The 23,645-nt window shown below is 67.8% G+C and carries 22 protein-coding genes and 1 riboswitch; of the genes, 14 read left to right on the plus strand and 8 right to left on the minus strand.

Features of this window, described 5'->3' with window-relative positions; all coding sequences use genetic code 11:
• Nucleotides 1–95: 95 nt before the first annotated feature.
• The 9 genes from LRA89_RS16980 (at nt 96) to coaD (ending at nt 8,283) form a co-directional block, all read left to right on the plus strand.
• Nucleotides 96–3,485 carry a TonB-dependent receptor gene (locus LRA89_RS16980; protein ID WP_230772137.1) on the plus strand — a complete coding sequence of 1,130 codons (3,390 nt, stop codon included), beginning with the start codon at nt 96–98 and terminating at the stop codon, nt 3,483–3,485.
• A 257-nt stretch (nt 3,486–3,742) separates the two neighbouring features.
• On the plus strand, nt 3,743–4,912 hold the full coding sequence (locus LRA89_RS16985; RefSeq protein ID WP_230772139.1) for an NAD(P)/FAD-dependent oxidoreductase: 1,170 nt from the start codon (nt 3,743–3,745) through the stop codon (nt 4,910–4,912).
• The gene (locus LRA89_RS16990) at nt 4,909–5,388 is read left to right on the plus strand and encodes a DNA-deoxyinosine glycosylase (RefSeq protein WP_230772141.1); all 480 of its coding nucleotides are present in this window, start codon (nt 4,909–4,911) and stop codon (nt 5,386–5,388) included. Before LRA89_RS16985 ends, LRA89_RS16990 begins: the two co-directional genes overlap by 4 nt.
• Before the next feature lie 76 nt (nt 5,389–5,464).
• On the plus strand, nt 5,465–5,890 hold the full coding sequence (locus tag LRA89_RS16995) for a hypothetical protein (protein WP_230772143.1): 426 nt from the start codon (nt 5,465–5,467) through the stop codon (nt 5,888–5,890).
• Between the two features lie 221 nt (nt 5,891–6,111).
• A complete protein-coding gene (locus LRA89_RS17000; protein WP_230772144.1) occupies nt 6,112–6,315 on the plus strand; it encodes a hypothetical protein in 204 nt (67 codons plus the stop codon).
• A 22-nt stretch (nt 6,316–6,337) separates the two neighbouring features.
• On the plus strand, nt 6,338–6,556 hold the full coding sequence (locus tag LRA89_RS17005; protein WP_230772145.1) for a hypothetical protein: 219 nt from the start codon (nt 6,338–6,340) through the stop codon (nt 6,554–6,556).
• A 79-nt stretch (nt 6,557–6,635) separates the two neighbouring features.
• Nucleotides 6,636–6,878, plus strand: a complete 243-nt coding sequence (locus LRA89_RS17010; protein WP_055756734.1) for an exodeoxyribonuclease VII small subunit — start codon at nt 6,636–6,638, stop codon at nt 6,876–6,878.
• A complete protein-coding gene (locus LRA89_RS17015) occupies nt 6,878–7,783 on the plus strand; it encodes a polyprenyl synthetase family protein (RefSeq protein ID WP_056492542.1) in 906 nt (301 codons plus the stop codon). Before LRA89_RS17010 ends, LRA89_RS17015 begins: the two co-directional genes overlap by 1 nt.
• On the plus strand, nt 7,780–8,283 hold the full coding sequence (coaD, locus tag LRA89_RS17020) for a pantetheine-phosphate adenylyltransferase (RefSeq protein ID WP_230772146.1): 504 nt from the start codon (nt 7,780–7,782) through the stop codon (nt 8,281–8,283). The genes LRA89_RS17015 and coaD overlap by 4 nt, the downstream gene beginning before the upstream one ends.
• 110 nt (nt 8,284–8,393) lie before the next feature.
• Here coaD and LRA89_RS17025 read toward each other — a convergent pair whose 3' ends face one another.
• Nucleotides 8,394–8,978, minus strand: a complete 585-nt coding sequence (locus tag LRA89_RS17025) for a DedA family protein (protein WP_230772147.1) — start codon at nt 8,976–8,978, stop codon at nt 8,394–8,396.
• Nucleotides 8,979–9,075: 97 nt separating this feature from the next.
• On the opposite strand from LRA89_RS17025, the gene LRA89_RS17030 reads away from it, so the two are divergent.
• From LRA89_RS17030 to LRA89_RS17045, 4 genes are all read left to right on the plus strand, one after another.
• Nucleotides 9,076–10,104 (plus strand): COX15/CtaA family protein, encoded by a 1,029-nt coding sequence (locus LRA89_RS17030; protein WP_230772148.1) that lies wholly within the window; start codon nt 9,076–9,078, stop codon nt 10,102–10,104.
• A 128-nt stretch (nt 10,105–10,232) separates the two neighbouring features.
• Nucleotides 10,233–10,712, plus strand: coding sequence for a 50S ribosomal protein L13 (gene rplM / locus LRA89_RS17035; RefSeq protein WP_082448378.1), 480 nt, complete (start codon nt 10,233–10,235; stop codon nt 10,710–10,712).
• The gene (gene rpsI, locus LRA89_RS17040; RefSeq protein WP_082466948.1) at nt 10,712–11,275 is read left to right on the plus strand and encodes a 30S ribosomal protein S9; all 564 of its coding nucleotides are present in this window, start codon (nt 10,712–10,714) and stop codon (nt 11,273–11,275) included. The genes rplM and rpsI overlap by 1 nt, the downstream gene beginning before the upstream one ends.
• Nucleotides 11,276–11,563: 288 nt before the next feature.
• Nucleotides 11,564–12,313: a class I SAM-dependent methyltransferase gene (locus LRA89_RS17045; protein ID WP_055756742.1), complete on the plus strand. Its 750-nt coding sequence runs from the start codon at nt 11,564–11,566 to the stop codon at nt 12,311–12,313.
• 115 nt (nt 12,314–12,428) lie between these two features.
• On the opposite strand, the gene LRA89_RS17050 is transcribed toward LRA89_RS17045, so the two are convergent.
• From LRA89_RS17050 to kduI, 6 genes are all read right to left on the minus strand, one after another.
• Nucleotides 12,429–13,181, minus strand: coding sequence for a metallophosphoesterase family protein (locus LRA89_RS17050; RefSeq protein ID WP_230772150.1), 753 nt, complete (start codon nt 13,179–13,181; stop codon nt 12,429–12,431).
• Nucleotides 13,182–13,245: 64 nt separating this feature from the next.
• Nucleotides 13,246–14,439, minus strand: a complete 1,194-nt coding sequence (locus LRA89_RS17055; protein ID WP_230772151.1) for a hypothetical protein — start codon at nt 14,437–14,439, stop codon at nt 13,246–13,248.
• On the minus strand, nt 14,436–17,003 hold the full coding sequence (locus LRA89_RS17060) for a PAS domain-containing protein (RefSeq protein ID WP_329958523.1): 2,568 nt from the start codon (nt 17,001–17,003) through the stop codon (nt 14,436–14,438). Before LRA89_RS17060 ends, LRA89_RS17055 begins: the two co-directional genes overlap by 4 nt.
• Before the next feature lie 109 nt (nt 17,004–17,112).
• Nucleotides 17,113–18,114 carry a sugar kinase gene (locus LRA89_RS17070; protein WP_230772153.1) on the minus strand — a complete coding sequence of 334 codons (1,002 nt, stop codon included), beginning with the start codon at nt 18,112–18,114 and terminating at the stop codon, nt 17,113–17,115.
• The gene (gene kduD / locus LRA89_RS17075; protein ID WP_230772155.1) at nt 18,111–18,866 is read right to left on the minus strand and encodes a 2-dehydro-3-deoxy-D-gluconate 5-dehydrogenase KduD; all 756 of its coding nucleotides are present in this window, start codon (nt 18,864–18,866) and stop codon (nt 18,111–18,113) included. The genes LRA89_RS17070 and kduD overlap by 4 nt, the downstream gene beginning before the upstream one ends.
• Before the next feature lie 13 nt (nt 18,867–18,879).
• Nucleotides 18,880–19,719 carry a 5-dehydro-4-deoxy-D-glucuronate isomerase gene (gene kduI, locus LRA89_RS17080; RefSeq protein WP_230772157.1) on the minus strand — a complete coding sequence of 280 codons (840 nt, stop codon included), beginning with the start codon at nt 19,717–19,719 and terminating at the stop codon, nt 18,880–18,882.
• Between the two features lie 356 nt (nt 19,720–20,075).
• Nucleotides 20,076–20,297: riboswitch (cobalamin riboswitch) on the plus strand.
• 188 nt (nt 20,298–20,485) lie between these two features.
• Here kduI and LRA89_RS17085 point away from each other — a divergent pair.
• Entirely contained in the window at nt 20,486–22,417 is a 1,932-nt protein-coding gene (locus LRA89_RS17085) for a TonB-dependent receptor plug domain-containing protein (protein ID WP_230772158.1), read from the plus strand.
• Here the strand turns inward: LRA89_RS17085 and LRA89_RS17090 are convergent.
• Nucleotides 22,390–23,238, minus strand: a complete 849-nt coding sequence (locus LRA89_RS17090) for an ABC transporter substrate-binding protein (RefSeq protein WP_230772160.1) — start codon at nt 23,236–23,238, stop codon at nt 22,390–22,392. The two genes, LRA89_RS17085 and LRA89_RS17090, sit on opposite strands and share 28 nt — an antisense overlap.
• Nucleotides 23,239–23,645 lie beyond the last annotated feature (407 nt).

The raw sequence follows: 23,645 nt of genomic DNA on the forward strand, positions 1-23,645 counted from the left end.
CCGCCATTGATTTCATGGGGCAATCGACAGTACATCCCGGTCAACCAGATGGCGCGTCGACATGATAGCGCTAACAACAGGGGAGGTTTCGGGGGATGCTCTACCGCAATTCCACGTCGGCCGCGTTCGGCCGGTCGATTGCCATTTCGTTGAAGGCGGGCGCATCGCTCGCCGCCTTGTGCCTTGCCGGCACCGCGCTTCCCGCGCTGGCGCAGACCGCCGCCGGAGACGTCGAACAATCCATCAACACGCCCGGCACCAAGCCCGGCCCCAGCAACACCGACAATGTTCAGGAAGAAACCGACCCGGCGGCCGGTCCCGACATCGTCGTCACCGGCTTTCGCCAGTCGCTGTCGAGCGCGCAGGGGATCAAGCGCAATTCGGACGTGATCGTCGATTCGGTCACCGCCGAGGACATCGGCGCGCTGCCCGACCGCTCGGTCACCGAAACGCTCCAGCGTATTCCCGGCGTGTCGATCAACCGTTTCGCCGCCGGCGTCGATCCCGATCACTTCTCGGTCGAGGGATCGGGCGTGGTCGTGCGCGGTCTCACCTATGTCCGCTCCGAATTCAACGGCCGCGACGCCTTTTCGGCGGGCAATTCGGGCGGCCTCAGCTTCTCCGACGTGCCCTCGGAACTGCTGGGCGGCGTCGACGTGTTCAAGTCGCCCTCGGCCGACCGCATCGAAGGCGGCATCGCCGGCGTGGTCAACCTGCGCACGCGCAAGCCGTTCGACCAGAAGGGTCTGCTCCTCTCGGCCAATGCCGAGATGAACTATGGCGAGTTCGCCAAGAAGGGCGCACCGTCGCTCTCGGCGCTGGTCAGCAACCGCTGGGAAACCGGGATCGGCGAATTCGGCCTGCTCGGCTCGATCAGCTATTCGCAGCTCTACACCCGCGCCGACCGTCTCGGCATCTCGTCGTTCCGCGTGCGTCCGCTCTACAGCAACGGCACGCGCACCGATGTGGTGCCCTTCACCGGCGCGACGCGGCAGGGCAGCGGCCTGTTCCCGCGCGGCGCCGTCGCCGGCAGCCAGGACTTCAACCGCGAACGCTATGGCTATTCGGCGGCCGCCCAGTGGCGCTCGAACGACGGATCGATGGAGGCTACCGCGCAGTTCCTGCGCTCCGACGCGCGCCAGACATGGGATGAGCGCACCGTCGAGATCGCGACCGACAACGTCACCGCCAACGGCGATTCGCGCGCACGCACCGGCACCACGCTGAACTTCGACGACAGCGGCCTGTTTGAAAACGGCATCATCACCGGCCCGACCGGCTGGCGCGCCGACCAGAACACGGCGGGCGACCGCCGCACCCCCGAATATGGCCTCCAGTCGAACAACATCTCGCGCCAGCAGGTCTCGAAGATCGTCACCAGCGACTATTCGTTCAACTTCAAGTGGGACGTCACCAGCCGGCTGGGCCTGAACCTCGATTATCAGCACGTCGATTCATCGAGCAAGATCGATGACAACGGCCTGTGGACCTCGACCTATCAGGACGCGCAGATCCGCATGAACGGGAGCAAGATCCCCGACGTGCAGTTCCTGTCGCCGCAGAACTGCAACGGCATCTGCACCGGTACGCCGGGCGCCGCCAGCACCTATTCGGGCTATTTCGGTCCCGGCCGGCAGAGCTATCTCGATCCGTACAACAGCTTCTATCGCTCGGCGATGGACCACCGCGAGGAATCGACCGGCAATTCGGATGCGGTCCGCCTCGACCTTGAATACAGCTTCCCCGAAACCGGGTTCCTGCGCGCGATCCGCGCCGGCGGCCGCTTCGCGCAGCGCGAAACCGAGGCGCGCTTCTCGGCCTACAACTGGGGCGTGTTGTCCGAACAATGGGGCAACGGCGGTCCGGTATGGCTGAGCGACAATGTCGACGGCAGCCCGACGACCAACGGCGGCACCCCGCCGCAGGGCTATCAGCCCGTGTTGTTCGACAATTTCCTGCAGGGCCGCACCGCCAGCCCGTTCGGGCCGGGCCGGCTGTTCTATTCGGGCATGACCGCCGCCAATGTGGCCGAGTATCGCGCCTATGCGTCGCGCATCAACCAGGAATGGCAGGCACGGATCACCTGCGCCAACGGCAACGGCCGCACCGTCAACGGCGGCTGGAACCCGCTGTCCGAACGCTGCGACGTGATCCCGGGATCGACCTATCTGCCCGGCGAAATCAACCCGCAGACCGAACGCAACCGGGCCGGCTATGTCATGGCGCGCTTCGACACCGAATTCGGCAACGGGTGGAAGCTGAACGGCAACGTCGGCGTCCGCTACACCAACACCCAGCGCATCAGCCAGGGGTTCCAGTCGTTCCCGACCGTGACCTCGCTGCCGACGACCGCCCAGTGCGCGACGCAGGTCCAGCAGGTCGTGACCGGCGTGGCCGGGGCATCGCTGTCGCCGTTCTGCGCGCTCACCGGCGCGCAACAGACGAGCTATCGCAGCTTCCTGAACGGCGCGACCGTCGCCAACAACGTCGACATCACCTATGACTATTGGCTGCCCAGCCTGAACGTGAAGCTGGAAGTGGGTAACGGCATCCAGTTCCGCGGCGCCTATACCAAGGGGGTCGCCCCGCCCTCGCCGGGTCTGGTGCGCAACTATTATGTCGTGGCGCTCACCACCCAGGCGCGGGTCAACGGCGCGGGGCAACAGATCCCGATCGTCGTCAACGCCGACGGGTCGATCCCGGCCAATCAGGTGCAGGTGCTCGGCCAGTTCAACGCCGGCAACCCGTATCTGCTCCCGACCGAGGCCGACAGCTTCGACCTGACCGGCGAATGGTATTTCTCGCGCGTCGGATCGATCACCGTGTCGGGCTTCTACAAGCGGCTGACCAACGTGCTGACCAACGATACCCAGCGCACGTCGTTCACGAACAACGGCCAGACGTTCGAGGCGATCGTGACCACCCCGGTCAATTCGGACGACGTCGGTCATATTCGCGGGGTCGAGGTCGGCTATCAGCAGACCTATGACTTCCTGCCGGGCTTCCTGAAGGGTCTGGGGCTTCAGGCGAACTATACGTTCATCAGCAGCTCGGGCGTGCCGCAGGCGACGCTCTCGGCGACCGACCCCGCCGTCGCGGCGGGGCAGCAGCCGACGATCACCGGCAACAATTTCCCGCTACAGGGGCTCTCGAAGCACCAGTTCAACGTCACGCCGTTCATCGACGTGGGCCCGCTGTCGCTGCGTGCGTCGTACAACTGGCGCTCGGATTATCTGCTGACGCTGCGCGACGTCATCACCCCGTTCGATCCGATCTTCCAGCGCGCCTATGGCCAGATGGACGCATCGGCCTTCGTCCAGGTGACGCCGCAGTTCCGCATCGGTGTCCAGGGGGTGAACCTCACCAACTCGATGACCGTCACCGAAGCGGCGGTGGTCGACCAGAACCAGGCGATCCGCCGCGTGCCGCGCCAGTGGTACGTCAACGACCGTCGCTATTCGATCGTCGCGCGCATGAACTTCTGAGGCCGATCGGCATTCAGTCGCGCGTCGTCGCCCCGGACTTGTTCCGGGGTCCACTTGGCCGCGAATGCTATCGATCGAAGCTCAAGCTATGCCGATTGCCGAGCGGTGGACCCCGGAACAGGTCCGGGGTGACGCAAGAGAATGCCGAGTATCGATCCGGCCTAAAGGCTGCCTCCGTGTAGAACATTCTGCGACGCCGCCGGCCCCCCCTGCCGGCGGCGTTCGCTTTTCGGCGCGGATCGTGCGATGGGCGCGCGATGGCGCAAACCCATGATGTCATCATCCTCGGCGCAGGCGGCGCGGGGCTGTTCTGCGCCGGTATCGCGGCACGGCGCGGACGGCGCGTGCTGGTGATCGACCATGCCCCCGAACCCGGGCGCAAGATCGTCATTTCGGGCGGCGGGCGCTGCAACTTCACCAATGTCGATACGAGCTGGGACCGCTATGTCTCGGCCAATCCGCGCTTCGCCCGATCGGCGCTCGGCCGCTACACCGCGCAGGATTTCATCGCGCTGGTCGACGCGCATGGCATCGCGTGGCATGAAAAGACGCTCGGCCAGTTGTTCTGCGACGGATCGGCGCGACAGATCGTGGCGATGCTGCTGCACGAAGCGGCGGGTGCCGAGATCGCGCTGGGCAGCGCGATCCGCGACGTGACCCATGCCGACGGGCAGTTCACCGTAGTATTCGGCGATCGCCACGCCACCGCGCCGTCGCTGGTGATCGCCACCGGCGGGCCATCGATCCCCAAGCTCGGCGCGACCAGCTTCGCCTATGACCTCGGCCGCCGCTTCGGCCTGAAGATCGTCGAGCCGCGCCCGGCACTGGTGCCGCTGACCCTGCCCGGCGAGGAAGCGCTGTTCCGCGAACTGTCCGGGGTAGCGGCAACGGTCGTGGCGCGTGGCGACGGTCCCGGCTTTCGCGAGGCGGCGCTGTTTACCCATCGCGGCCTGTCCGGCCCTGCGATCCTGCAAGCCTCGTCCTACTGGCGGCATCGCCAGCCGGTGACGATCGACTTCGTGCCCGATCAGTCGCCGGGCTGGCTCCTCGCCGCCAAGCGCGCGCGGCCCCGCGCCGGGCTGCGCTCGGTGCTGGGCGCGGCGCTTCCCGACCGGCTGGCCGAAGCGCTGGCGGCGCGGATCGATGCGCCGTCCGAAATGGCCAACCTGCGCGATGCGACGCTCAGCGAGATCGAGCGCCGCCTGTCGGCGTGGCAGTTCCTCCCCAACGGCACCGAAGGGTTCGCCAAGGCCGAAGTCACGGTCGGCGGCATCGCCACCGACGCGCTGAACCAGAAGACGATGGCGGCGAAGCATCTGCCCGGCCTGTACGCGATCGGCGAAGCGGTCGACGTGACCGGCTGGTTAGGGGGCTATAATTTCCAATGGGCATGGTCGAGCGGCTGGGTGGCGGGACAGGCGGTGTGAGCCGCAAGGCATCGTTCCCGCCGGTGGTCGCACCGACCACGCGCGTGCTGATTCTCGGCAGCCTGCCCGGCGATGCGTCACTCGCGGCGGCACGCTATTATGCCCACCCGCAGAACCAGTTCTGGCGACTGCTGTCACCGGTAGTCGGCGTCGACCTGACCACCTTGCCCTATGACGCACGGCTGGTGGCGCTGCTTCACGCGGGCATCGGCCTTTGGGACGTGGTCGCCAGCGCCACCCGCCCCGGCAGCAGCGATGCGGCGATCCGCGACGCGGCGGCGAACGACGTCGCGGCGCTGGTGGCGACGCTGCCCGACCTGCGACTGGTCGCGTTCAACGGCGGAACCGCGTGGAAGCACGGCCGCGCGCTGGTGGGTGACATCGCGACACTGCAACTGCCGTCGAGCAGCCCGCTGCATACCGTGGGGGTGGCGGCGAAGCAGGCAGCGTGGGATGCGATCGCTGCCCATCTTTGATTTGCGACTGCCCCGTATAAACCGTTGACGTTCCATCCTCGATTGCAATCGATCTGCCTATATCGCACGACCGCCTATGGCACCGGACCTGTCCGACGATCTGCGGCGAGATCGCCTGCTGGCGCGGCGCGATTATGCGGCATCGTTGATGTCGAACAGCAAATGGCGCGCAGTTTTGACGGTGCTTGATGAGGCTCGTCCCGCGTTACAACAAATCCAGATCAAATTTACCGATAGCGACGATATTCGATCGATGGGCCTGCCGTGGCTTCACGCGCCGCATGGCTTCGTCGACAGCTTCGAGTTCGGTCCGTTTCCGCTGATCGCGATCGAATGGATCGAGGTCCCGGCTGTTGCGATTTTCCCGCGTGTCGACGGCGTCGCTGCTGTGCGTCAGTCCCAGGATATTGACGCCGTCGATACCGCGCTGGCGGCACTGGGCAGGCAATTGCCGATTGTGCGAACACCGGAAGGATTACGGATCATCGGCCACCTCCGCTGACGCATCCAATAATTTCGCGTCCGTCTGGTTTGTAACGGCGGCGTACCTATATACGATCTACATCCCGCCCTTGCTAAAGGGCGGTGCTACTGCCGGCACCGGCCGGTCTTTTCCTTTCGCGTGGCCCGGAATGGTCCGCCAACCTCGAACGATGCGTCAGGAAATACATGCAGGACAATTGGCGATATGGTTCCGCCGCCGGAACATCGGCGTCGCGGGCGATGAACGTCAGCATCGCGCAGGCCGATGTGGTTGCGCTGTGCGGCAAACATGGTGCCGCGATCAGCGCGATCGAAACGCTGCATACCGGTGGAACCCATGTCGTGATGCTGAACGGCGAGGGCGCGGACACGATGCGCAAGGCATTCGGCAAGAAGCTGTTGACCGGCAAGGTCGTCCGCACCCCCTGGGTCCGAAACGGCTGAACCGCGACCGCGAGCGACAGCCATGACCCGCGACACCCCGGCGCTGACGCGCGCGCTCGAACTCGCCGCGTCGGGCGATTTCATCTCGGTGAACCATATCCGTCAGGCGCTGCGCCGCGAGGGATATGGCACGCTGGCGCAGGATCTCGCGGGCGCGGCGACGAACCGCGCGATCGTCGATCAACTGCATCAGGCCGCCGCCGAGCGGAAGCGGCGCGGCGGTGGTCCGACCGGGTCATAAGGGTCGGTCGGCGCCGGCTGCGGATTTGCCCAACCTCCCCGGTTGCAATCGCCCCGCCGCTTAGCCCATAGCATCGCGCATGTCCGAAGAAGCCGAAGTCTCCGCCCTGTCCTTTGAAGATGCGCTGCGCGAACTCGAAGGGATCGTCAGCCGGCTGGAGACGGGTCAGGAAGACCTCCAGACCGCGATCGATCTTTACGCGCGCGGCGACCTGCTGCGCGCGCAATGCGCCGCGCGGCTCGATGCGGCGCAGGCCCGGATCGAGGCGATCCGCGTCGATGCCGAAGGACGCGCCACCACCCAGCCGTTCGACGCGCAATAATGGCGACGATCGCCCCACCGGTGTCGCTCGCCGCCGCGCTCCGCGAAGTGTCGGCGGAGATGGACCGCCAGTTCGACGCGCTGCTCCCCGTGCCGCAGGACCCGCGCGCCGATCTGTACCGCGCGATGCGCCACGCCGCGATCGGCGGCGGCAAGCGGCTGCGCCCGCTGCTTGTGTTCGCCACCGCCCGGCTGTTCGGCGTCGAACGGGCGCGTGCCGCCCGCGCCGCGCTCGCGATCGAGTGCATCCATGTCTACAGCCTCGTCCACGACGACCTGCCGGCGATGGACGACGACGACATGCGGCGCGGCAAGCCGACGGTCCATAAGGCATTCGACGAGGCGACCGCGATCCTCGCCGGCGACTGCCTCCATGCGCTGGCGTTCGAGATTCTGGCGGAGGAAGCGACCCATCCCGATCCGCGCGTCCGCGTCGAGCTGATCGCCGACCTCGCCTGCGCCTCCGGCCCGTCGGGGATGGCGGGCGGTCAGGCGATGGACCTGAAGGCGGAGGACACCAATTTCGACCTGAACACCGTTACCCGGTTGCAGGCGATGAAGACCGGCGCGCTGATCGCCTGTTCCGTCGAGGCAGGTGCGATCCTCGGCCGCCTGCCCGCCGACCAGCGTACCGGCCTGCGCGGCTATGCCCGCGACATCGGCCTCGCCTTCCAGATCGCCGACGATATCCTCGACGTCGAAGGGGACGAACATTCGGTCGGCAAGGCGCTGCGCAAGGATGGCGAGGCGGGCAAGGAAACCTTCCTCTCGCTGCTCGGCCTGCCCCGCGCGCGCGAACAGGCGCGGCGGCTGGTCGAACAATCGATCGAACATCTGCGCGACTATGGCCATGAGGCCGATCTGCTGCGCGCCATCGCCCGCTACGTGCTGGAGCGCGACCGGTGAGGATCGGCGTCTATCCCGGCACCTTCGATCCGATCACCCGCGGGCATATGGACATCATCCGGCGCGGGGCGAAGCTTGTCGACCGACTGGTGATCGGCGTGACGACCAATCCTTCCAAATCGCCGATGTTCACCCTGCCCGAACGCCTGACGATGGTCGAGCGCGAGGTAGCGGATGTCGGCGGCGACATCGCGGTCGTGGCGTTCGACGCGCTGTTGATGACCTTCGCCGAACGGCAGGGGGCGAGCGTGATCGTGCGGGGCCTGCGCGCCGTCGCCGATTTCGAGTATGAATATCAGATGGCGGGCATGAACCAGCAGTTGAACGACCGGATCGAAACGGTCTTCCTGATGGCCGACGTCTCGCTGCAACCGATCGCGTCGCGGCTGGTGAAGGAAATCGCGATGTACGGCGGGGCGATCGACCGCTTCGTGTCCCGCACCGTCCGCGACGAAGTGGCAGCGCGCGTCGAGAAGCTGGGCCGCAAAGGCGACGCCTGAAGGCTGGGCGCCTCCCCCTCCCTGAAAAGGGAGGGGTTTGGGGGTGGGTTGGCCTGCGAGGGAGGGTAAGCGCGCCAGAACCGGCCGCCCCACCCCCGGTCCCTCCCTTGTCAAGGAGGGGAGGACGGTTGTCGATCACCCCGACGCGACCGACGAACCAGCCAGCCGACCCCGCCCAGCAATACGATCGCGCCGCCGCCCGCCGCCAGCACCTGCCACGACGGCAGCCAGGGGACGACGAGTTCGCTCAGGCCATGGCCGAACCAGTAGCCGATCGACACGAAGATCGTCGCCCACACCGCCGCCGCCGCGCCATTCAGCACCATGAACCGCCCTGTCGGCAGTTGCGTCGTCCCGATCGCGACCGGGCTGACGGTGCGCAGGCCGTAGAGAAAGCGGAAGGCGAAGACGAACAGCGTCGGCCGCCGCTCGAACGCGGCCAATGCCTTGGCGAACGCCGGCCGCGCCGCCAGCCGCCGTACGCGCGGATGATCGCGGAAGCGCCGGCCGGCGGCGAAGAACAACTGGTCGGCGACGAACGACCCGATCGCCGCCACCGCGATCGCCCCGGCATAGGGCAGCGCGCCGCGATGGACCATGATCCCGCCGAGCACGACCACCGTCTCCCCCTCGATCCCCGCGCCGAAGAACAGCGCGATCAGGCCATAGCGCGCGACCAGCGCTTCGATCGTCAAGACAGGGGTATCCGCATCGCCGCACCTTGCGGCTTTCGCCCGCCTTGGTCCAGTGCCAGCCCTTCCGCCACGCCCTGCACCGGCGTACAGCGACGCCATGGCCATTCTCGCCCCCTCCGCCCGCCCCGCCGCGCTCGTCCGCTGGCTGTGGAGCGTCGCCGCGCTCATCGTCCTGATGGTCGTCGTCGGCGGCATCACCCGGCTGACCGAATCGGGGCTTTCGATCACCGAGTGGAAACCGGTCAGCGGCACCCTGCCCCCGCTCACCGCCGCCGCATGGGACGCCGAATTCGCCGCCTATCGCCGCATCCCCGAATATCAGTTGCTGAACCAGGGCATGACGCTCGCGCAGTTCAAGGGCATCTTCTTCTGGGAATATGTCCACCGGCTGCTGGGCCGGGTGATCGGCATGGCCTTCGCCCTGCCGCTCCTGTGGTTCTGGGTCCGCCGGGCGATTCCTGCGGGGTACAAGGGCCGGTTGCTGGCGCTGCTGGCGCTGGGCGGATTGCAGGGGGCGATCGGCTGGTGGATGGTCGCCTCGGGGCTGGTCGAGCGGACCGACGTGTCGCACCTGCGGCTCGCCGCGCATCTGCTGACCGCGTTGTTCATCCTTGCCGGCACGGTGTGGACCGCGCTCGACCTGCGCGAACTGGTGCAGGAACCGACCGCGCGTCCTGCGCGGTTGCGGACGGTCGGCGTGCTCGCCGGCGCGGCGCTGTTCGTGCAGTTGCTCTATGGCGCATGGGTCGCCGGGCTGAACGCCGGCCTCGTCACCGATCAATGGCCGCTGATGAACGGGCGCTTCTTTCCGGCGGAGGAATGGTCGCTGCGCGCGCCACTCGACGCGCTGGTCAACGATCCGTATGTCGTCCACTTCGTCCATCGCTGGTGGGCGTGGGTTGCGGTCGTGTGCCTCGTCCTGCTGGCCCGCGCCGCCAAACGCGCTGGCCACCCGAAGGTCGCCCGCGCGCTCCACATCGCGTTCGGCACGCAGATCCTGCTCGGCATCGCGACCGTCGTGACCGGCGTTCGCATCGAAGTCGCGGCGCTGCACCAGTTAGTGGGCGCGCTGCTGGTCGTCGTCGTCACCTGGAACCTGCACGCGATCGGCCGCCGCAGGGCATAGGGTATCCCAATACCCGTCAGCAAAGGCGCGGTTTGCTTGACTTATCGCGTCCGCGCGGGCAATTGGCCGACGTTCGCAGCGCGCCATCACGGTGCGGCTGCGTGATATATCCGAAAGGTCCAACGCCCATGAAGGCGCTCATGAAGACCACCAAGTCGGCCAAGCCGCACGAGGTGGAGAAGAAATGGCATATCGTCGATGCCGAAGGCCTGGTGGTCGGTCGCGCTGCGTCGATCATCGCCAACGTCCTGCGCGGCAAGCACAAGACGTCGTTCACCCCGCATGTCGATTGCGGTGACAACGTCGTCGTCATCAATGCCGACAAGATTCGCTTCACCTCGAACAAGGCGAAGACGAAGACCTATTACAAGCACACCGGCTATGCCGGCGGCATCAAGGCCGTCACCGCCGAGAAGGTCCTCGAGGGTCGTTTCCCCGAGCGCGTTCTGGAAAAGGCCGTCGAGCGGATGATCCCGCGCGGCCCGCTGGGTCGTGACCAGATGCGCAACCTGCGCATCTTCAAGGGCACCGAGCATCCGCACGAAGCGCAGAACCCGCAGGTTCTCGACATCGCGGGCATGAACCGCAAGAACAAGGTGGGCGCATAATGTCCGACAACCGCCAGTCCCTTTCCGACCTCGCCGGTCTGACCGGTCAGCCGGCCCCGGCAGACGCACCGCAGGGTTCGGCGCCGCAGACCGCCGCGCTCGAGGGTGATGCCCCCACCGCCCCGGTCGAGCCGCCGCGCCCGACGATGCCGCTGCGCCCGCAGGAAATCGACGCCTATGGCCGCGCCTATGCGACCGGCCGCCGCAAGGACGCCGTCGCCCGCGTGTGGATCAAGCCGGGTTCGGGCAAGATCACGATCAACGGTCGCGATCAGGAAGTCTATTTCGCGCGCCCGACGCTGCGTCTCGTCATCAACCAGCCGTTCGGCGTCGCCGACCGCAATGGTCAGTATGACGTGATCTGCACCGTCAAGGGCGGCGGCCTGTCGGGTCAAGCCGGCGCGGTCAAGCACGGCATCAGCCAGGCGCTGACCCGCTACGAGCCGGTCCTGCGTGCGCCGGTCAAGGCCGCCGGGTTCCTGACCCGCGACAGCCGCGCGGTCGAGCGCAAGAAGTACGGCAAGGCGAAGGCCCGCCGCAGCTTCCAGTTCTCGAAGCGCTAAGCGTCTGTTTGGAAACGCGCCCGAATTGGGCGCGTTTCGCGGTACCGGCCCGCTCCCCCTCCCGGCCACCCACAGCGTATCCTGATTGGGTGGCCGGGAGGGGGAGCGGGCCGGTACCGCTTTCGGGCGAAGACTTTCGCACGCAGGGGAGCACGAAAAGTTCCTCCTTTGCGGCCAGTCGCGAACGAATTGGGGCGGTCCGGTATCGGGCCGCCCTTTTCGTTTGATCCGTAACCGTATAGCGACAGTCGCGTCCGCACGCTGGCGGTACCGAAACAAAGAGCTGCCATGACCTCGCGTGCCAAAACCTCGCTGCTCCCCCTTGCCGATGGCGACCTGTGGCCCGAGGAGCTGCGTCGCTCGCTCTCCGACAAGCTGTTCACCATCGCCTTCGGCGCGATCCAGTGGCCGTGGCTGTTGCGCAGCCTGTCGGGCGGCAAGCGGTCGGTGAAGGCGAAGCTGATCGCCGATCTGGGTCTCGCCCCCGATGCGCTGCCCAATCTGGGGAGCTGGAAGGCGGATACCGGCTATCTCTCGCTGATCGTCGACCGCATCGCCGCCGATCGCCCGCGCACCGTCGTCGAACTCGGCACCGGTGCGTCGAGCCTCGTGACCGGCGCGGCGCTCGCCAAGCATGGCGGCGGACAGCTCATCAGCTTCGACCAGCATGCCGGCTTCGTCGATGCGACGCGCGAATGGCTGGCCGAACACGGCATCGCCGCCGATCTGCGCGCGGCACCTTTGGTCGAATCACCCGGCGACTGGCCGGGCGTGTGGTACGACATCGGCGCGCTGCCCGACCGCGTCGACATGCTGCTGATCGACGGCCCGCCGTGGACCATCCACCCCTATGTGCGCGGTGCCGCCGAAACGCTGTTCGACCGGTTGCCGGTCGGCGGCGTGGTGATGCTCGACGACGGCGCCCGCCCCGGCGAGCGCGTGGTGGCGCAGCGCTGGCGGCGTCGCTGGCCCAATTTCCGCTTCGAACTGGTCAACCGCGGCACCAAGGGCACGCTGATCGGCGAGCGGCTTTCCTGATTTCCTCCCCTCCCTGACAAGGGAGGGGTCGGGGGTGGGTGGGCCCGCGAGGGAATGTAGCGCCCGCCACGAACCGACCCACCCCCAGCCCCTCCCTTGTCAGGGAGGGGAGCAATCACTGCGTCACCGGCTCGTCGGGCACGCCCATCTTGCGCGCGATCGTCTCGAAGCTTCTGCCCTCGATACGGATCTCGTTGAACGAGGGCGGGTCTTGGCGCGTCCGGCAGGACAGGGTTCCCGCCCCGACCATGCGCAACAGCCCCTTGCCGCTGCGATAGGGCACGTCGAACGGGTCATGGACATGGCCCGACAGCACGGCATGCGCGCCGGCTGCCGCCACCGCCGCCAGCGCCGCCGGCCCACCGCGCGTCTCGCCGCTCGATCGCGTGCCGACATCGACCAACGGGTGATGCGCGGCGATGAACACCAGATCGCCCTTGGGCACCCGCTCGATCAGCTTCAGCGTCCGGGCCAGCGCTTTGGGCCCGACATAGCCCTTCGACCAGTCCCAGCGGAACTGGAACCGCGCCGTGGTCTTGAGCGGCACGATCGCCACGCCCTTGATCTCCAGCGGACGCTCGATCATCCGCTCCAGCCGCTTGTAGCGTTTGTACGGCCGGACGAAGCGGGCGAACAGATTGTAGAGCGGCAGGTCATGGTTGCCGACCTCGACCGTCACCGGACGGCCCAGCCCTTCCAGCCATTCGGCCGCCGCCTCGAACTCGGCGGCGCGGGCGCGCATCGTCAGGTCGCCGGTCATGATGATCGCGTCGGGCTGTTCGCGGCGCACCGCCTCATCGAACCACGCGATCGCCTGGCTGTCCTCCGCGCCGAAATGGACGTCGCTGACGTGGAACAGACGGATCATCGGGCACCCCCACCATGGTCGATCGCGCAGTAACGCACCGGGCGGCGGGAAGTTTATCCGTCGCTCAATTCCGACTGCGGATCGACAATGCCAGCACACCGCCGACCGCCGCGACCCCGGCCAGCGCGACGAACACCGGCCCCAGCCCGCTTCCCGGCGGGACGATCGCGGCGAGCAGCGGGGGAACACAGGCGGGCAGCGTGTTGGTGAGGTTCAGCACGCCCAGATCGCGTCCGCGCGTGGCGGGCGACGGCAGCAACTGCATTGCCAGCGCGGAGTGGAGCGCGAGGAACACTGACAGGCCGATGGTGCAGACGCCATAGGCGACGCTAACCCCGACGAACCCCTGCGACAGTGCCATGCCGATCAGCCCGCCTGCGACCAGCAACGTCGCGAGCCCCAGGAACGGCCGCCGCAGCCCCATGCGGTCCGACCAGCGCCCGGCAAGGATCGTCGCGACCACCGCGACCCCGGTGACGACCGCCATCGCCCGCGCGACCGGCCCCGCCGCATCGCCGCCGCCCTGCCAGCGATCGGCGAAGTGGAAGAAGGCATAGGCGGTCAGGCCGTTGCCCGCCGCCTGCATTGCCAGGCGGGCGACCCATGCGCGGATCAGATCGGCCCGGCCGACCGGCGGGGTGGAAATCATCGTGTCCGGCCCGGCGTCGCTCCCCATTCCCCGTTCGCGCGCGGCCCATAGGAACGGCACGATCATCGCCACCATCAGCACGACATTGGCGGTGTAGCGCGCGGCGGCATCGGCGAAGAGCGGCAACGTCACCACCGATGCCGACAGCACGCCGACCGGGTGCGAGATGCCAAGCAGCCCGCTCACCTGCCCCTTGGCGCGGTTGGGCACTTCGTCGGCCAGCACCGCGACCATCGGCGCGAACATCAGGTTCAGCGCCACCTGCCAGAAGGCGACCGCCGCCAGCAGCGTCACCGCCGTGGTCGCGCCATGGATCGCGGCAAAGGCGATGACGATCGTTACCAGCCCGATCGCGATCGTCGGACGACGGGTTCCGCTGCGCCGCCAGCCGATGTCGCTGATCCAGCCGGCGGCGACGTTGGCGATACTGGCGACCACCGCCCCGCCCAGCACCACCCATCCCAGGAGCGCGACCCGCCCGGCCGGGTCGATCGCCGCCACCTTCACCTGCAACAGGATGGTGACGAACGGCATGAACGCAACGAACAGCCCGCAATAGGCCAGCGTATAGAGCGCGACGAAGCCCCGGCCCGGCGCGGCGAAGCTCAACGTCCGGCGACGCGGCGCAGCGCGGCGGCGACCTGCGCGATGGTATAGGGTTTCTGGAGCAGTTCGAACCCGTTGGTGCCCTGCCGCGCGATCACGTCGCTATACCCACTGGTCAACAGCACCGGCAGCGCCGGCCAGCGCTCGCGCACCCGCCGCGCCAGTTCCAGTCCGTCGACCCGCGGCATCACCACGTCGGAAAAGATGATGTCGAACGCCCCCGGCTCCGCCGCCAGCCGGTCGAGCGCGGCCTGCCCGTCGGGGACATGGACCGGGACGAAGCCATGTTCTTCCAGCGCCTGCGCGGTGGTGGTGCCGACGACCGGATTGTCCTCGACCACCAGGACGCGCAAGCCCTGCCCGCTGGTGTCGCCCGGATCGTCGCGCACCGTTTGCCCGGTCGGGGCCGGCGCATCGACCTGCGGCAGATACAGGGTGAACACCGTCGCGCCCGGCGTGCCGTCGGCACGGATTTCGCCGCCCGACTGTTTGGCGAAACCGAACACCTGGCTCAGCCCCAGCCCGGTGCCCTTGCCCAGCCCCTTGGTGGTGAAGAACGGCTCGAAGATGCGCGCCAGCACCTCGTCGTCGATCCCGCCGCCGCTATCCTCGATCGCGACGGCGACATGGGCGCCGGCGGGTCCGGACATGCCGGGGACCGCATCGACGCACGTCACCCGGATCGTCAGCCGCCCCTCGCCCTGCATCGCGTCGCGCGCGTTGGCGGCCATGTTGACAATCGCGGTATCGAACTGGTTGGGATCGACATCGACGAACGCCGGATCGCCGCTGGGGCAGACGACAACCTCGATCCGCGATCCGGCCAGCGTGCGGACGATGTCGCCGAGCGCGGCGATGGCGGCGTTCACGTCGAACACGCTGGGTTGCAGCGCCGATCGGCGGGCGAAGGCGAGCAACTGCCCGGTCAGGCTGGCGGCGCGATCGACAGTGTCGCTGATCGCCGAGAGATAGCGTTCGCGCCGCGCCTCGGTCAGCGTCGGCTGGCGCAGCAGATCGACCGAGGAGCGCACGATCGTCAGCAGATTGTTGAAATCATGCGCGACGCCGCCGGTCAACTGGCCGATCGCCTCCATCTTCTGGCTCTGGCGCAGTGCATCCTGCGCCGTGACCAGCGCGTGGGTACGATCGGCGACCTGTTGTTCGAGCGAGACGGCCAGCGCCGCCAGATCGCGTTCCGCCCGGCGGCGTTCGCTGGCGGCGCGGGTCCGCTCGGCCACCTCGCGGACAAAGGCGACCTCGTCGTCGCGCCACACCCGCGCCTCGCCATGATTGGCATAGATCAGCGCCACCAGCCCGCCCTGTTCGGTCAGCGGCATGTTGATGAACGCGCGCGCGTTGATCGACTCGAGCTGCGCCGCGGTGGCGGCGGTGCGCGGATCGAGCCGGGCATCCTCGACCACCGCCGTCTCGCCGCGCTTCAGATCGTCGATATAGCTGCCATAATCGCGAAAGTGCAGCGTCCCGGCGATAGTGGTGACGCCGGGCGCGTTCCAGTCGCGCTCGATCGTGATCGTCTCCGCTTGGCGGTCGACCACGCCATATCCCACGCGGTCGACCGCCAATGCCCCAGCGATGATACGCGCTGCGGCAACGGTCATCTCGACCGGATCGTCGAGCGGGCGCAACGTGTCGTTCAGCTCGGCCATCGCCGCGCGCATCGTCTCCAGCCGCTTGTAGGCGGTGACGTCGATCGACACGCCGGTCAGGCGGGTGACGCCGCCGTCGGCACCGATCGTCGGCTGCCCCCGGCTGGCGATCCAGCGACGCTCGCCGTCGGGCGTGCGGATACGCGCCTCATTCTCGAACGCTTCGCCGGCAAAGCTGCGCTCGATCGCGGCGAGCAGGGCGGCGCGGTCGTCGTCATGGACGATCGCCAGCACCTCGGCATGCGACGGCGGATAGTCCGTCGGAAAACCGCAGTTCGCCCGGCAGATGTCCGACATGGTGAGCTGGCAGGTCCCGCGCTCCAGCGCCCAAGTGCCGAACCGCCCCGCCTCCAGCGCGAAGTGCATCTCGCGCTCGCGCTCCTCCTGCTCGCGGAACCGCCCGGCGAGTTCGGCCATCAGCGCGGCGTTGCTCGTCTCCAGTCCTTCCAGTCGCTCACGCTCGATCGTCACGTCGACCTGGCTGGCGAAGAAATAGGCAAGGTCGCCGTTCGCATCGTCGACCGGGGCCAGCAGCAGGCGGTTCCAGAACGGATCGCGGTTCTTGCGATAGTTCAGGATGTCGATCTCGATCGAGGTCCGGTTCGCGACGGCGTCGCGGATGCGCGCGACACTCGTCGGATCGGTGTCGGGGCCTTGCAGGAAGCGGCAGTTGCGGCCGATAATCTCGTCGCGGGTATATTGCGTCAGGCGACAAAAGGCGTCGTTGGCGAACACCACCGGATTGTCGGGCAGGCGCGGGTCGGTGATAATCATCGGCATGCGCGTGGCGCGCACTGCCGCGACGAACGGGTCGGTGCCCCCCGCCAGTCCGGCGATCTCACGGGCGATGCGCCGGTCCTCGCGTGCGGCCGGTCCGGTCGCGCCCTCGCTATCGCTCACGTCACCTCGCATCGGTCCAGAAACGCGGGTTTCCCCCGCCCGTTCCTTGCCGGTTCGCCTGTCCCGGCACAAGCGTCGGTTCGGGATGGGCTTTTACCCGGAAACCGGTTTAGCGCCGGACGTCGAGGCCGCCTTCGAGGAAGGCATCGATGTCCGCCTGCCGGAACAGGCTGGCGTCGCCGGGTAGCGAGTGTTTGAGCGCGGCGACGGCAAGGCCCCAGCTCGCGGCGGTCGCCTCGTCCTGCCCTGAGATCAGCGCGTGGAGCACGCCGCTGGCAAAGGCGTCGCCGCCGCCGATGCGGTCGACGATGCCCGAAATCGCGACTTCCGCGGTCTGGACGGCATGGGTCGGCGTGTCGATCCGCGCCGACAGCCGGTGGTGGTCGGCGTCGTCGACGTGCCGCGCCGTCGAGGCAATGTGCTTGAGGTTCGGGAAGGCGGCAAAGGCGGCCTGCGCCGCCTCGCGCCGGCGATCCTCGCCATCGCCCGAAAATTGCTCGCCGAGCAGTAGCGATACGTCACGGTGGTTGCCGAACAACAGGTCGGCGAGGCCCACCAGCCGGGTCAGTACCGCGCGCGGATCACTGTCCCATGCGTCCCACAGCCGGGCGCGGTAGTTACCGTCGAACGAGACGGTCAGCCCCTTGGCGCGCGCGGCCTCGGCGGCGGCGATGGCGGCGTTGGCGGTTTCATGGCCAAGCGCCGGGGTGATCCCCGACAGGTGCAACCGGGTGCAGCCGTCGAGCAGCTTGTCCCAGTCCCATGCCGAGGCCGGGGTCGTCGCGAAGCTCGATCCGGCGCGGTCATAGACGATGTCGGAGGCACGCAGCCCCGCGCCGACGCTCAGGAAATACAGCCCCATCCGGCCGTCGCGGGTCAGCACCCGCGAACAATCGACCCCCTGCGCACGCATCGCCGAGACGGCACCGCGCCCGAGCGGGCTGTCGGGAACTGCGCTGGCGCAGGCGGTGGCATGGCCGAGATTGGCCAGACCGACCGCGACATTCGCCTCCGCCCCACCGACGTTCACGTCGAAGCGGCCGCTCTGCATCAGCAGTTCACGGCCCGGCGCGGTCAGCCGCAGCAACAGTTCCCCGAAACACAGGATCATCGCGCGAGCCACCCCCCATCGACCGCCAGGACATGGCCGTTTACATAGTCGGAGGCAGCCGAGGCAAGGAATACCGCCGCCCCGCCCAGATCGCCGGCATCGCCCCAGCGCGCCGCCGGGATGCGTTCAAGGATCTGGCGGTTGCGCGTCTCGTCCGCCTGCAACGCGGCGGTGTTGTTGGTGGCGATATAGCCGGGCGCGATGGCGTTCACGTTGACGCCCTTGGCCGCCCATTCGTTCGCCAGCAGCTTGGTGAGGCCGCCGATGCCCGATTTGGACGCGGTGTAGCTCGGCACGCGCACCCCGCCCTGAAAGGTCAGCATCGAGGCGATGTTGATGACCTTGCCCCGCCCCTGCGCCACCATATGGCGGCCGGCGGCTTGGCTGAGGAAGAAAACCGATTTGAGGTTGGTGTCGATGACCGCGTCCCAGTCCTCTTCGGTGAAGTCGAGGCTGTCGTTGCGGCGGATGATGCCGGCGTTGTTGACGAGGATGTCGAGCCCGCCGAGCGTGTCGAGCGTCTGCTCGACGACACCCTGTACGGGCGCGATGGTCGACAGGTCGGCGGAGACGATTTCCGCCTTGCGCCCGAGCGCACGCGCCTTGTTCGCCGTGTCGGTCGCGGGCGTGCGACCGATCAGCGCGACATCGGCCCCGGCGGCGGCGAGCGCCAGCGCGATTGCCTGGCCGATGCCGGTGTTGGCTCCGGTGATCGCCGCGACGCGGCCGGTGAGGTCGAAGGGGTTTACCATCGTTCTCAACCCTTTACGCGAGCTGGCAGATGTCGAGGACCTTCATGTCGGTATAGTCCTGGTTCTCGCCGGCCATCGCCCAGATGAAGGCATAGGCGCGGGTGCCCGACCCCATGTGGACCGACCATGGCGGGCTGATGACGGCTTCCTCGTTGCCCATGACGATGTGGCGCATCGCTTCGCCTTCGCCCATGTAGTGGAACACCTTGTCGTTCTCGGTCGGCAGTTCGAAGTAGAAATAGATTTCGCTGCGGCGCTCGTGGATGTGCGGGGGCATGGTGTTCCACACGCTGCCGGGCTTGAGCACGGTCAGGCCCATGACGAGCTGCGCCGAATCACACACGCCGGGGATGACGAGCTGGAAGATCGTCCGCTCGTTCGATTCCTCCAGGCTGCCGCGCTCCAGCGCATTGGCATCGGCGATGCCGAGCTTGCGGGTGGTGAAGCCTCTGTGCGCCGGGCACGATGCGATGTAGAAGCGCGCGCCCTGCCCGCCGAATTCGACGTCGGTCGCACCCATGGTGACGTAGACGCAGTCCTTGTTGCCGAGCGTGAAGCTCTCGCCGTCGACGGTCAGCGTGCCCTCGGCGTCGCCGACGTTGACCACCGCCATTTCGCGGCGTTCGAGAAACGGATGCCCCTCCGCCGACTTCGGTTCGGTCTGGGTCGGGAGCTTGACCGGAGCATCGCCCACCGCGACGCCGCCGATCACGAAACGGTCGGCGTGGGTGTAGTTCAGGACGCATTCGCCCTCACGGAACAGGCCTTCGATCAGATAGCGGTCGCGCAATTCCTCGTTCGAGACGCATTCCATCATGTCGGGATGGGTGGCGTAATAGGTGCGGTCGAACATGGCTCTCTCCTGACGTGGGAAACCGGTATCAATCGGGGTGTTCCCCGCTGCCGGCGCTGTGCGTTGAACTCGATAAACCCTGTCCTAATGCCGCCTGCCGCCCGCGTCGACCGGTTTTTGCGGAGCGTCCGGCCGTCGTTCGGGAGATCGTTGGAAATCCGCGATTTGTGGCATTCCACGGCGTAAATTCCGATGGATGAACTCCGCTTCCACAATGCGAACAGAAAATTCCAAAACCGGTGAAATGCGCGTGTTCAACTTCGCGATTCTGACACCGGTTTCCCCAAACTGCCCCCGGCCGGTTGCTTGCCATGGCCGGGCCGGCCGCGTAGAGGCCGCGCCGGTTCCGGCAAAATCCGGGGCCGATGCACGCCGGTGTTCCTTCGGGAGCTTAAAACGGGAATGCGGTGCGGGGACCTGTCCCCAAGACCGCGGCTGTCCCTGCAACTGTGAGCGGTGAGCGCGACTGCACGTTGGTCCCCGAACAGGGATCGACAGCCACTGGGGTTTCCCGGGAAGGCGTCAGACCCGCGCGACGACCCGCGAGCCAGGAGACCTGCCGGCGCGTGGTCGCTTCTGCCTTTGGCCCAGTGGAGGCCGGGGCCGGTTCTCCGTGTGGAGCGACGAACCCATGCGCGGCGGGGGCCGCACCGGGGTTGGTCGTGGGTCCGCGCGCCAGGGGGGTGCCGTCGGCCGCGCCACCCATGGCCGCAGCGATGCGGCCCGCCCCGCCGTGTCGCTCCTGCGCATCCCCGGGGAAGACCAGATGTTGAAGACCACGCTGACCCTGACCGCGCTGCTCGCCAGCGCGTCCGCCTTTGCCCAGGCGTTGCCGGGCGATACGCCGGTCGACGAGGCCGACCCGATCATCGTCACCGGCACCCGCGCATTGGATGGCACGCCCGCCGACCTGCTTGGGTCGAGCTACACGCTGCTGGGCGCAGAGGATCTGGAGAACCGCCAGACCCGTGTCGTCAGCGACATCCTGCGCGACGTGCCGGGCGTGGCGGTCAGCCGGTCGGGCGGGGTCGGCGGCTTCACCCAGGTGCGGCTGCGCGGGACCGAGGCGAACCACACGTTGGTCCTGATCGACGGGATCGAGGCGTCCGACCCGTTCCTCGGCGAGTTCGATTTCTCGACACTGATCGCCGACGACGTCGCCCGGATCGAGGTGCTGCGCGGCCAGCAGTCGGCGACCTATGGCTCGGACGCGATCGGCGGCGTGATCCATTACATCACCGCCAATGGTGCCGACGCGCCGGGCGTGCGCGGGCGGATCGAGGGCGGGTCGTTCGGCACCGTCAGCGGCGCGGCGCGGATCGGCGGCGTGGCGAGCGGCCTCGACTATGTCCTGTCGGGCGCGTTCCTCGACACCGACGGCACGCCATCGGCGCGGCGTGGCATCGGCGACCGTGACCTGAGCGCCGGCAACCGCCAGCTCGCGGGCAAGCTCGCCTATGAGCTCGCCCCCAATCTGCGCCTGTTCGCGACGGGCCGTTATGCGCGGTTGCAGGCCGATACCAACCCGCAGGATTTCGACTTCACCTCGCCCACCTATGGCTTCGTGGTCGACGGCAGCGACAGCACGACCTCGCGCAGCTTCCTGGGGCTGGCCCGCGCCGAACTCGATCTGATGGACGAGGCGTGGACGCAGGCGGCGACCGTCCAGTTGAACGACACCCATCGCAACAGCCGCACCGATGGAAACCTGACCTCCGACAATCGCGGCGAGCGGTTCAAGGCGGCGTATGATTCGACCTATCGACTGGTCGCGGGCACGTTGACCCACGCCTTTACCGTCGCCGCCGATTTCGAGCGTGAGCGGTTCCGGTCGGTCGCGGTGTTCGCGCCCTCGCCCGCCAACCTCGGCCGCAGCACCGACAACACCGGCATCGTCGGCGAATATGACCTGCGCGTCGGCGACAAGGCGGGCTTCGGCGCGTCGATCCGCCGCGACCTGAACAACCGGTTCGAGGATGCGACGACGTGGCGGGTGCGTGGCAGCTATGCGCTGTCGCCGCTGGTGCGCGTCCGCGCCGCCGCTGGATCGGGCATCAAGAACCCGACCAATTATGAACTGTTCGGCTTCGATCCGCGCAGCTTCATCGGCAATCCGAACCTGAAGCCCGAAACGTCGCAAGGCATCGAGGGCGGCGTCGACCTGACCCCGGCCGCCGGCGTGCGCGTGGGCGCGACGCTGTTCCGTTCGGTGCTGCGCGACGAGATCTATTCGACCTTTTCGCCGAGCTTCGTCGTGTCGCCCGCCAACCGGACGACGCGCTCGCGCCAGCGCGGGGTCGAGCTGTTCGCGCATGCGCCGCTGGGCTACGGCTTCGTTGCCGACCTCGCCTATACCTATCTCGACGCGATCGAGGCGGGGCGCGAGGAAGTGCGCCGGCCGCCGCATATCGGATCGGCGAACCTGACCTGGGCAGCGGCGGGCGATGCGTTCGGCGCGACGCTGACCGCGCGCTATAACGGCAAGAGCTTCGATTCGAACTTCACCAACCTGCCGCTGGGGCCGCGCGTGCGACTGGACGATTATACGCTGGTGAACTTCGCCGCCGATGCACGGATCATGGGGGCGCTGCGCGCCTTCGCGCGGGTCGAGAACCTCTTCGCCGCCAAGTACGAGGACGTGTTCACCTATCGCACGCCGGGCCGCGCGGCCTATGCCGGCATCCGCGCCGGCTTCTGACGATGGCTCGCCGCCGAACGCACCGCATCGGCCAACCGTTCGGCGGCGAGGACATAGGCGGGACCGCCGCACACGGTCCACGCCTGCGGCAGATCGACGCGGGCGAGGTCGGCAATCGCGGGATGGGCGAGCAGCTCGGTCCCGCGATCGATCACCTTGGGCGATTCGCTGCGCAGGAGAAGGTCGGGATGCGCCGCGACCATTTCCTCGAGCGAGAGTTGCGACAGGGCCGGCTTGCCGAGGCGGGTGGCGAGATTGACGAGGCCGACGCGGCCCATCAGTTCGTCGACCAACGTCCCGCTGCCGGTGAGGAACCCGCGTCGTTGATAGTCGGCGGCGACCTGTCCCCTGCCCGCCGCCTTGTCGATCCGGGCGAGGGCGGCGTCCATGCGGGCGACGAGCCGGTCGGCGCGGTCGCGGTGGCCGACCGCATCGCCGACCTGCCGCAGTTGCGCGACGATGTCGTCGTAGCGCGATACCCAGTTCAGGGGGACGGTGCGGAATTGCGTGTCCGGCAATGCTGCCAATGCGGGGGCGGGGAAGCCGGCGTCGCTGAGCACGAGGTCGGGGCGGATTTGGAGCAGGTCCTCGGCGGTGGCGTCGATGACCGGCAGGTGCGCGGCGCGCTTCGCGCCGGCGGACATGGCGGGGTCGCGCGACAGGCGTGTGAGACCGGCGATCTGATCGTCGTCGGCGAGTGCCAGGAGTTGCTGGTCGGCGCACAGGTTGAGCGAGACGATGCGGCGTGGCGGGTCGTGGCGCGGCGGTGCTGGGGCGGCGGTGCAGGCGGTGAGCAACAGGGGCAGGATCGCGAGACGCATCGCGCCATTGGCGGGGAATACGGCTTCGAGGCAAGCGGTAGGTGTTGGCTGGCGTCCAGGTGCGTCGGCTTTGCCCTCTCTCCTGACAAGGGGAGAGGGATACCGCAGCTTGCCAGCTTGCTGGCTAGCTGCGGTTGGGCGAGCCGAAGGCTCGCGCGCTCGCTGGTACGAGCGCAGGCCCCTCTCCCAGCTTCGACTAGGCCCTTGCTATGCAAGGACCAAGTCTGCGCATCCCTCTCCCTCTGCCGGGGGCGAGGGAGGGGTGTGCGTCGCTGCCTGCCGTACCCCCGCGAAGGCGGGGGTCCAGGGCCGCAGGAAACTACGGCCCGTGGTTGTGGCTCTGGGTCCCCGCCTGCGCGGGGATACGGTGAGGGCTTGAGGGTACGGAACCTCGGCAAGGGCGGGGG

Source organism: Sphingomonas sp. Leaf4 (assembly GCF_920939515.1).
Classification (GTDB): domain Bacteria; phylum Pseudomonadota; class Alphaproteobacteria; order Sphingomonadales; family Sphingomonadaceae; genus Sphingomonas.

Bases quoted from the DNA above. Each gene is read 5' to 3' on its own strand.
- LRA89_RS17045 (WP_055756742.1), top strand. From the start codon at position 11,564: ATGACCTCGCGTGCCAAAACCTCGCTGCTCCCCCTTGCCGATGGCGAC.
- LRA89_RS17005 (WP_230772145.1), top strand. From the start codon at position 6,338: ATGACCCGCGACACCCCGGCGCTGACGCGCGCGCTCGAACTCGCCGCG.
- LRA89_RS16980 (WP_230772137.1), top strand. From the start codon at position 96: ATGCTCTACCGCAATTCCACGTCGGCCGCGTTCGGCCGGTCGATTGCC.
- kduI (WP_230772157.1), bottom strand. From the start codon at position 19,719: ATGTTCGACCGCACCTATTACGCCACCCATCCCGACATGATGGAATGC.
- LRA89_RS17085 (WP_230772158.1), top strand. From the start codon at position 20,486: ATGTTGAAGACCACGCTGACCCTGACCGCGCTGCTCGCCAGCGCGTCC.
- LRA89_RS17000 (WP_230772144.1), top strand. From the start codon at position 6,112: ATGAACGTCAGCATCGCGCAGGCCGATGTGGTTGCGCTGTGCGGCAAA.
- LRA89_RS16985 (WP_230772139.1), top strand. From the start codon at position 3,743: ATGGCGCAAACCCATGATGTCATCATCCTCGGCGCAGGCGGCGCGGGG.
- LRA89_RS17050 (WP_230772150.1), bottom strand. From the start codon at position 13,181: ATGATCCGTCTGTTCCACGTCAGCGACGTCCATTTCGGCGCGGAGGAC.
- LRA89_RS17090 (WP_230772160.1), bottom strand. From the start codon at position 23,238: ATGCGTCTCGCGATCCTGCCCCTGTTGCTCACCGCCTGCACCGCCGCC.
- LRA89_RS17030 (WP_230772148.1), top strand. From the start codon at position 9,076: ATGGCCATTCTCGCCCCCTCCGCCCGCCCCGCCGCGCTCGTCCGCTGG.
- rpsI (WP_082466948.1), top strand. From the start codon at position 10,712: ATGTCCGACAACCGCCAGTCCCTTTCCGACCTCGCCGGTCTGACCGGT.
- LRA89_RS17015 (WP_056492542.1), top strand. From the start codon at position 6,878: ATGGCGACGATCGCCCCACCGGTGTCGCTCGCCGCCGCGCTCCGCGAA.
- kduD (WP_230772155.1), bottom strand. From the start codon at position 18,866: ATGGTAAACCCCTTCGACCTCACCGGCCGCGTCGCGGCGATCACCGGA.
- LRA89_RS17070 (WP_230772153.1), bottom strand. From the start codon at position 18,114: ATGATCCTGTGTTTCGGGGAACTGTTGCTGCGGCTGACCGCGCCGGGC.
- rplM (WP_082448378.1), top strand. From the start codon at position 10,233: ATGAAGGCGCTCATGAAGACCACCAAGTCGGCCAAGCCGCACGAGGTG.
- LRA89_RS17010 (WP_055756734.1), top strand. From the start codon at position 6,636: ATGTCCGAAGAAGCCGAAGTCTCCGCCCTGTCCTTTGAAGATGCGCTG.
- LRA89_RS16995 (WP_230772143.1), top strand. From the start codon at position 5,465: ATGGCACCGGACCTGTCCGACGATCTGCGGCGAGATCGCCTGCTGGCG.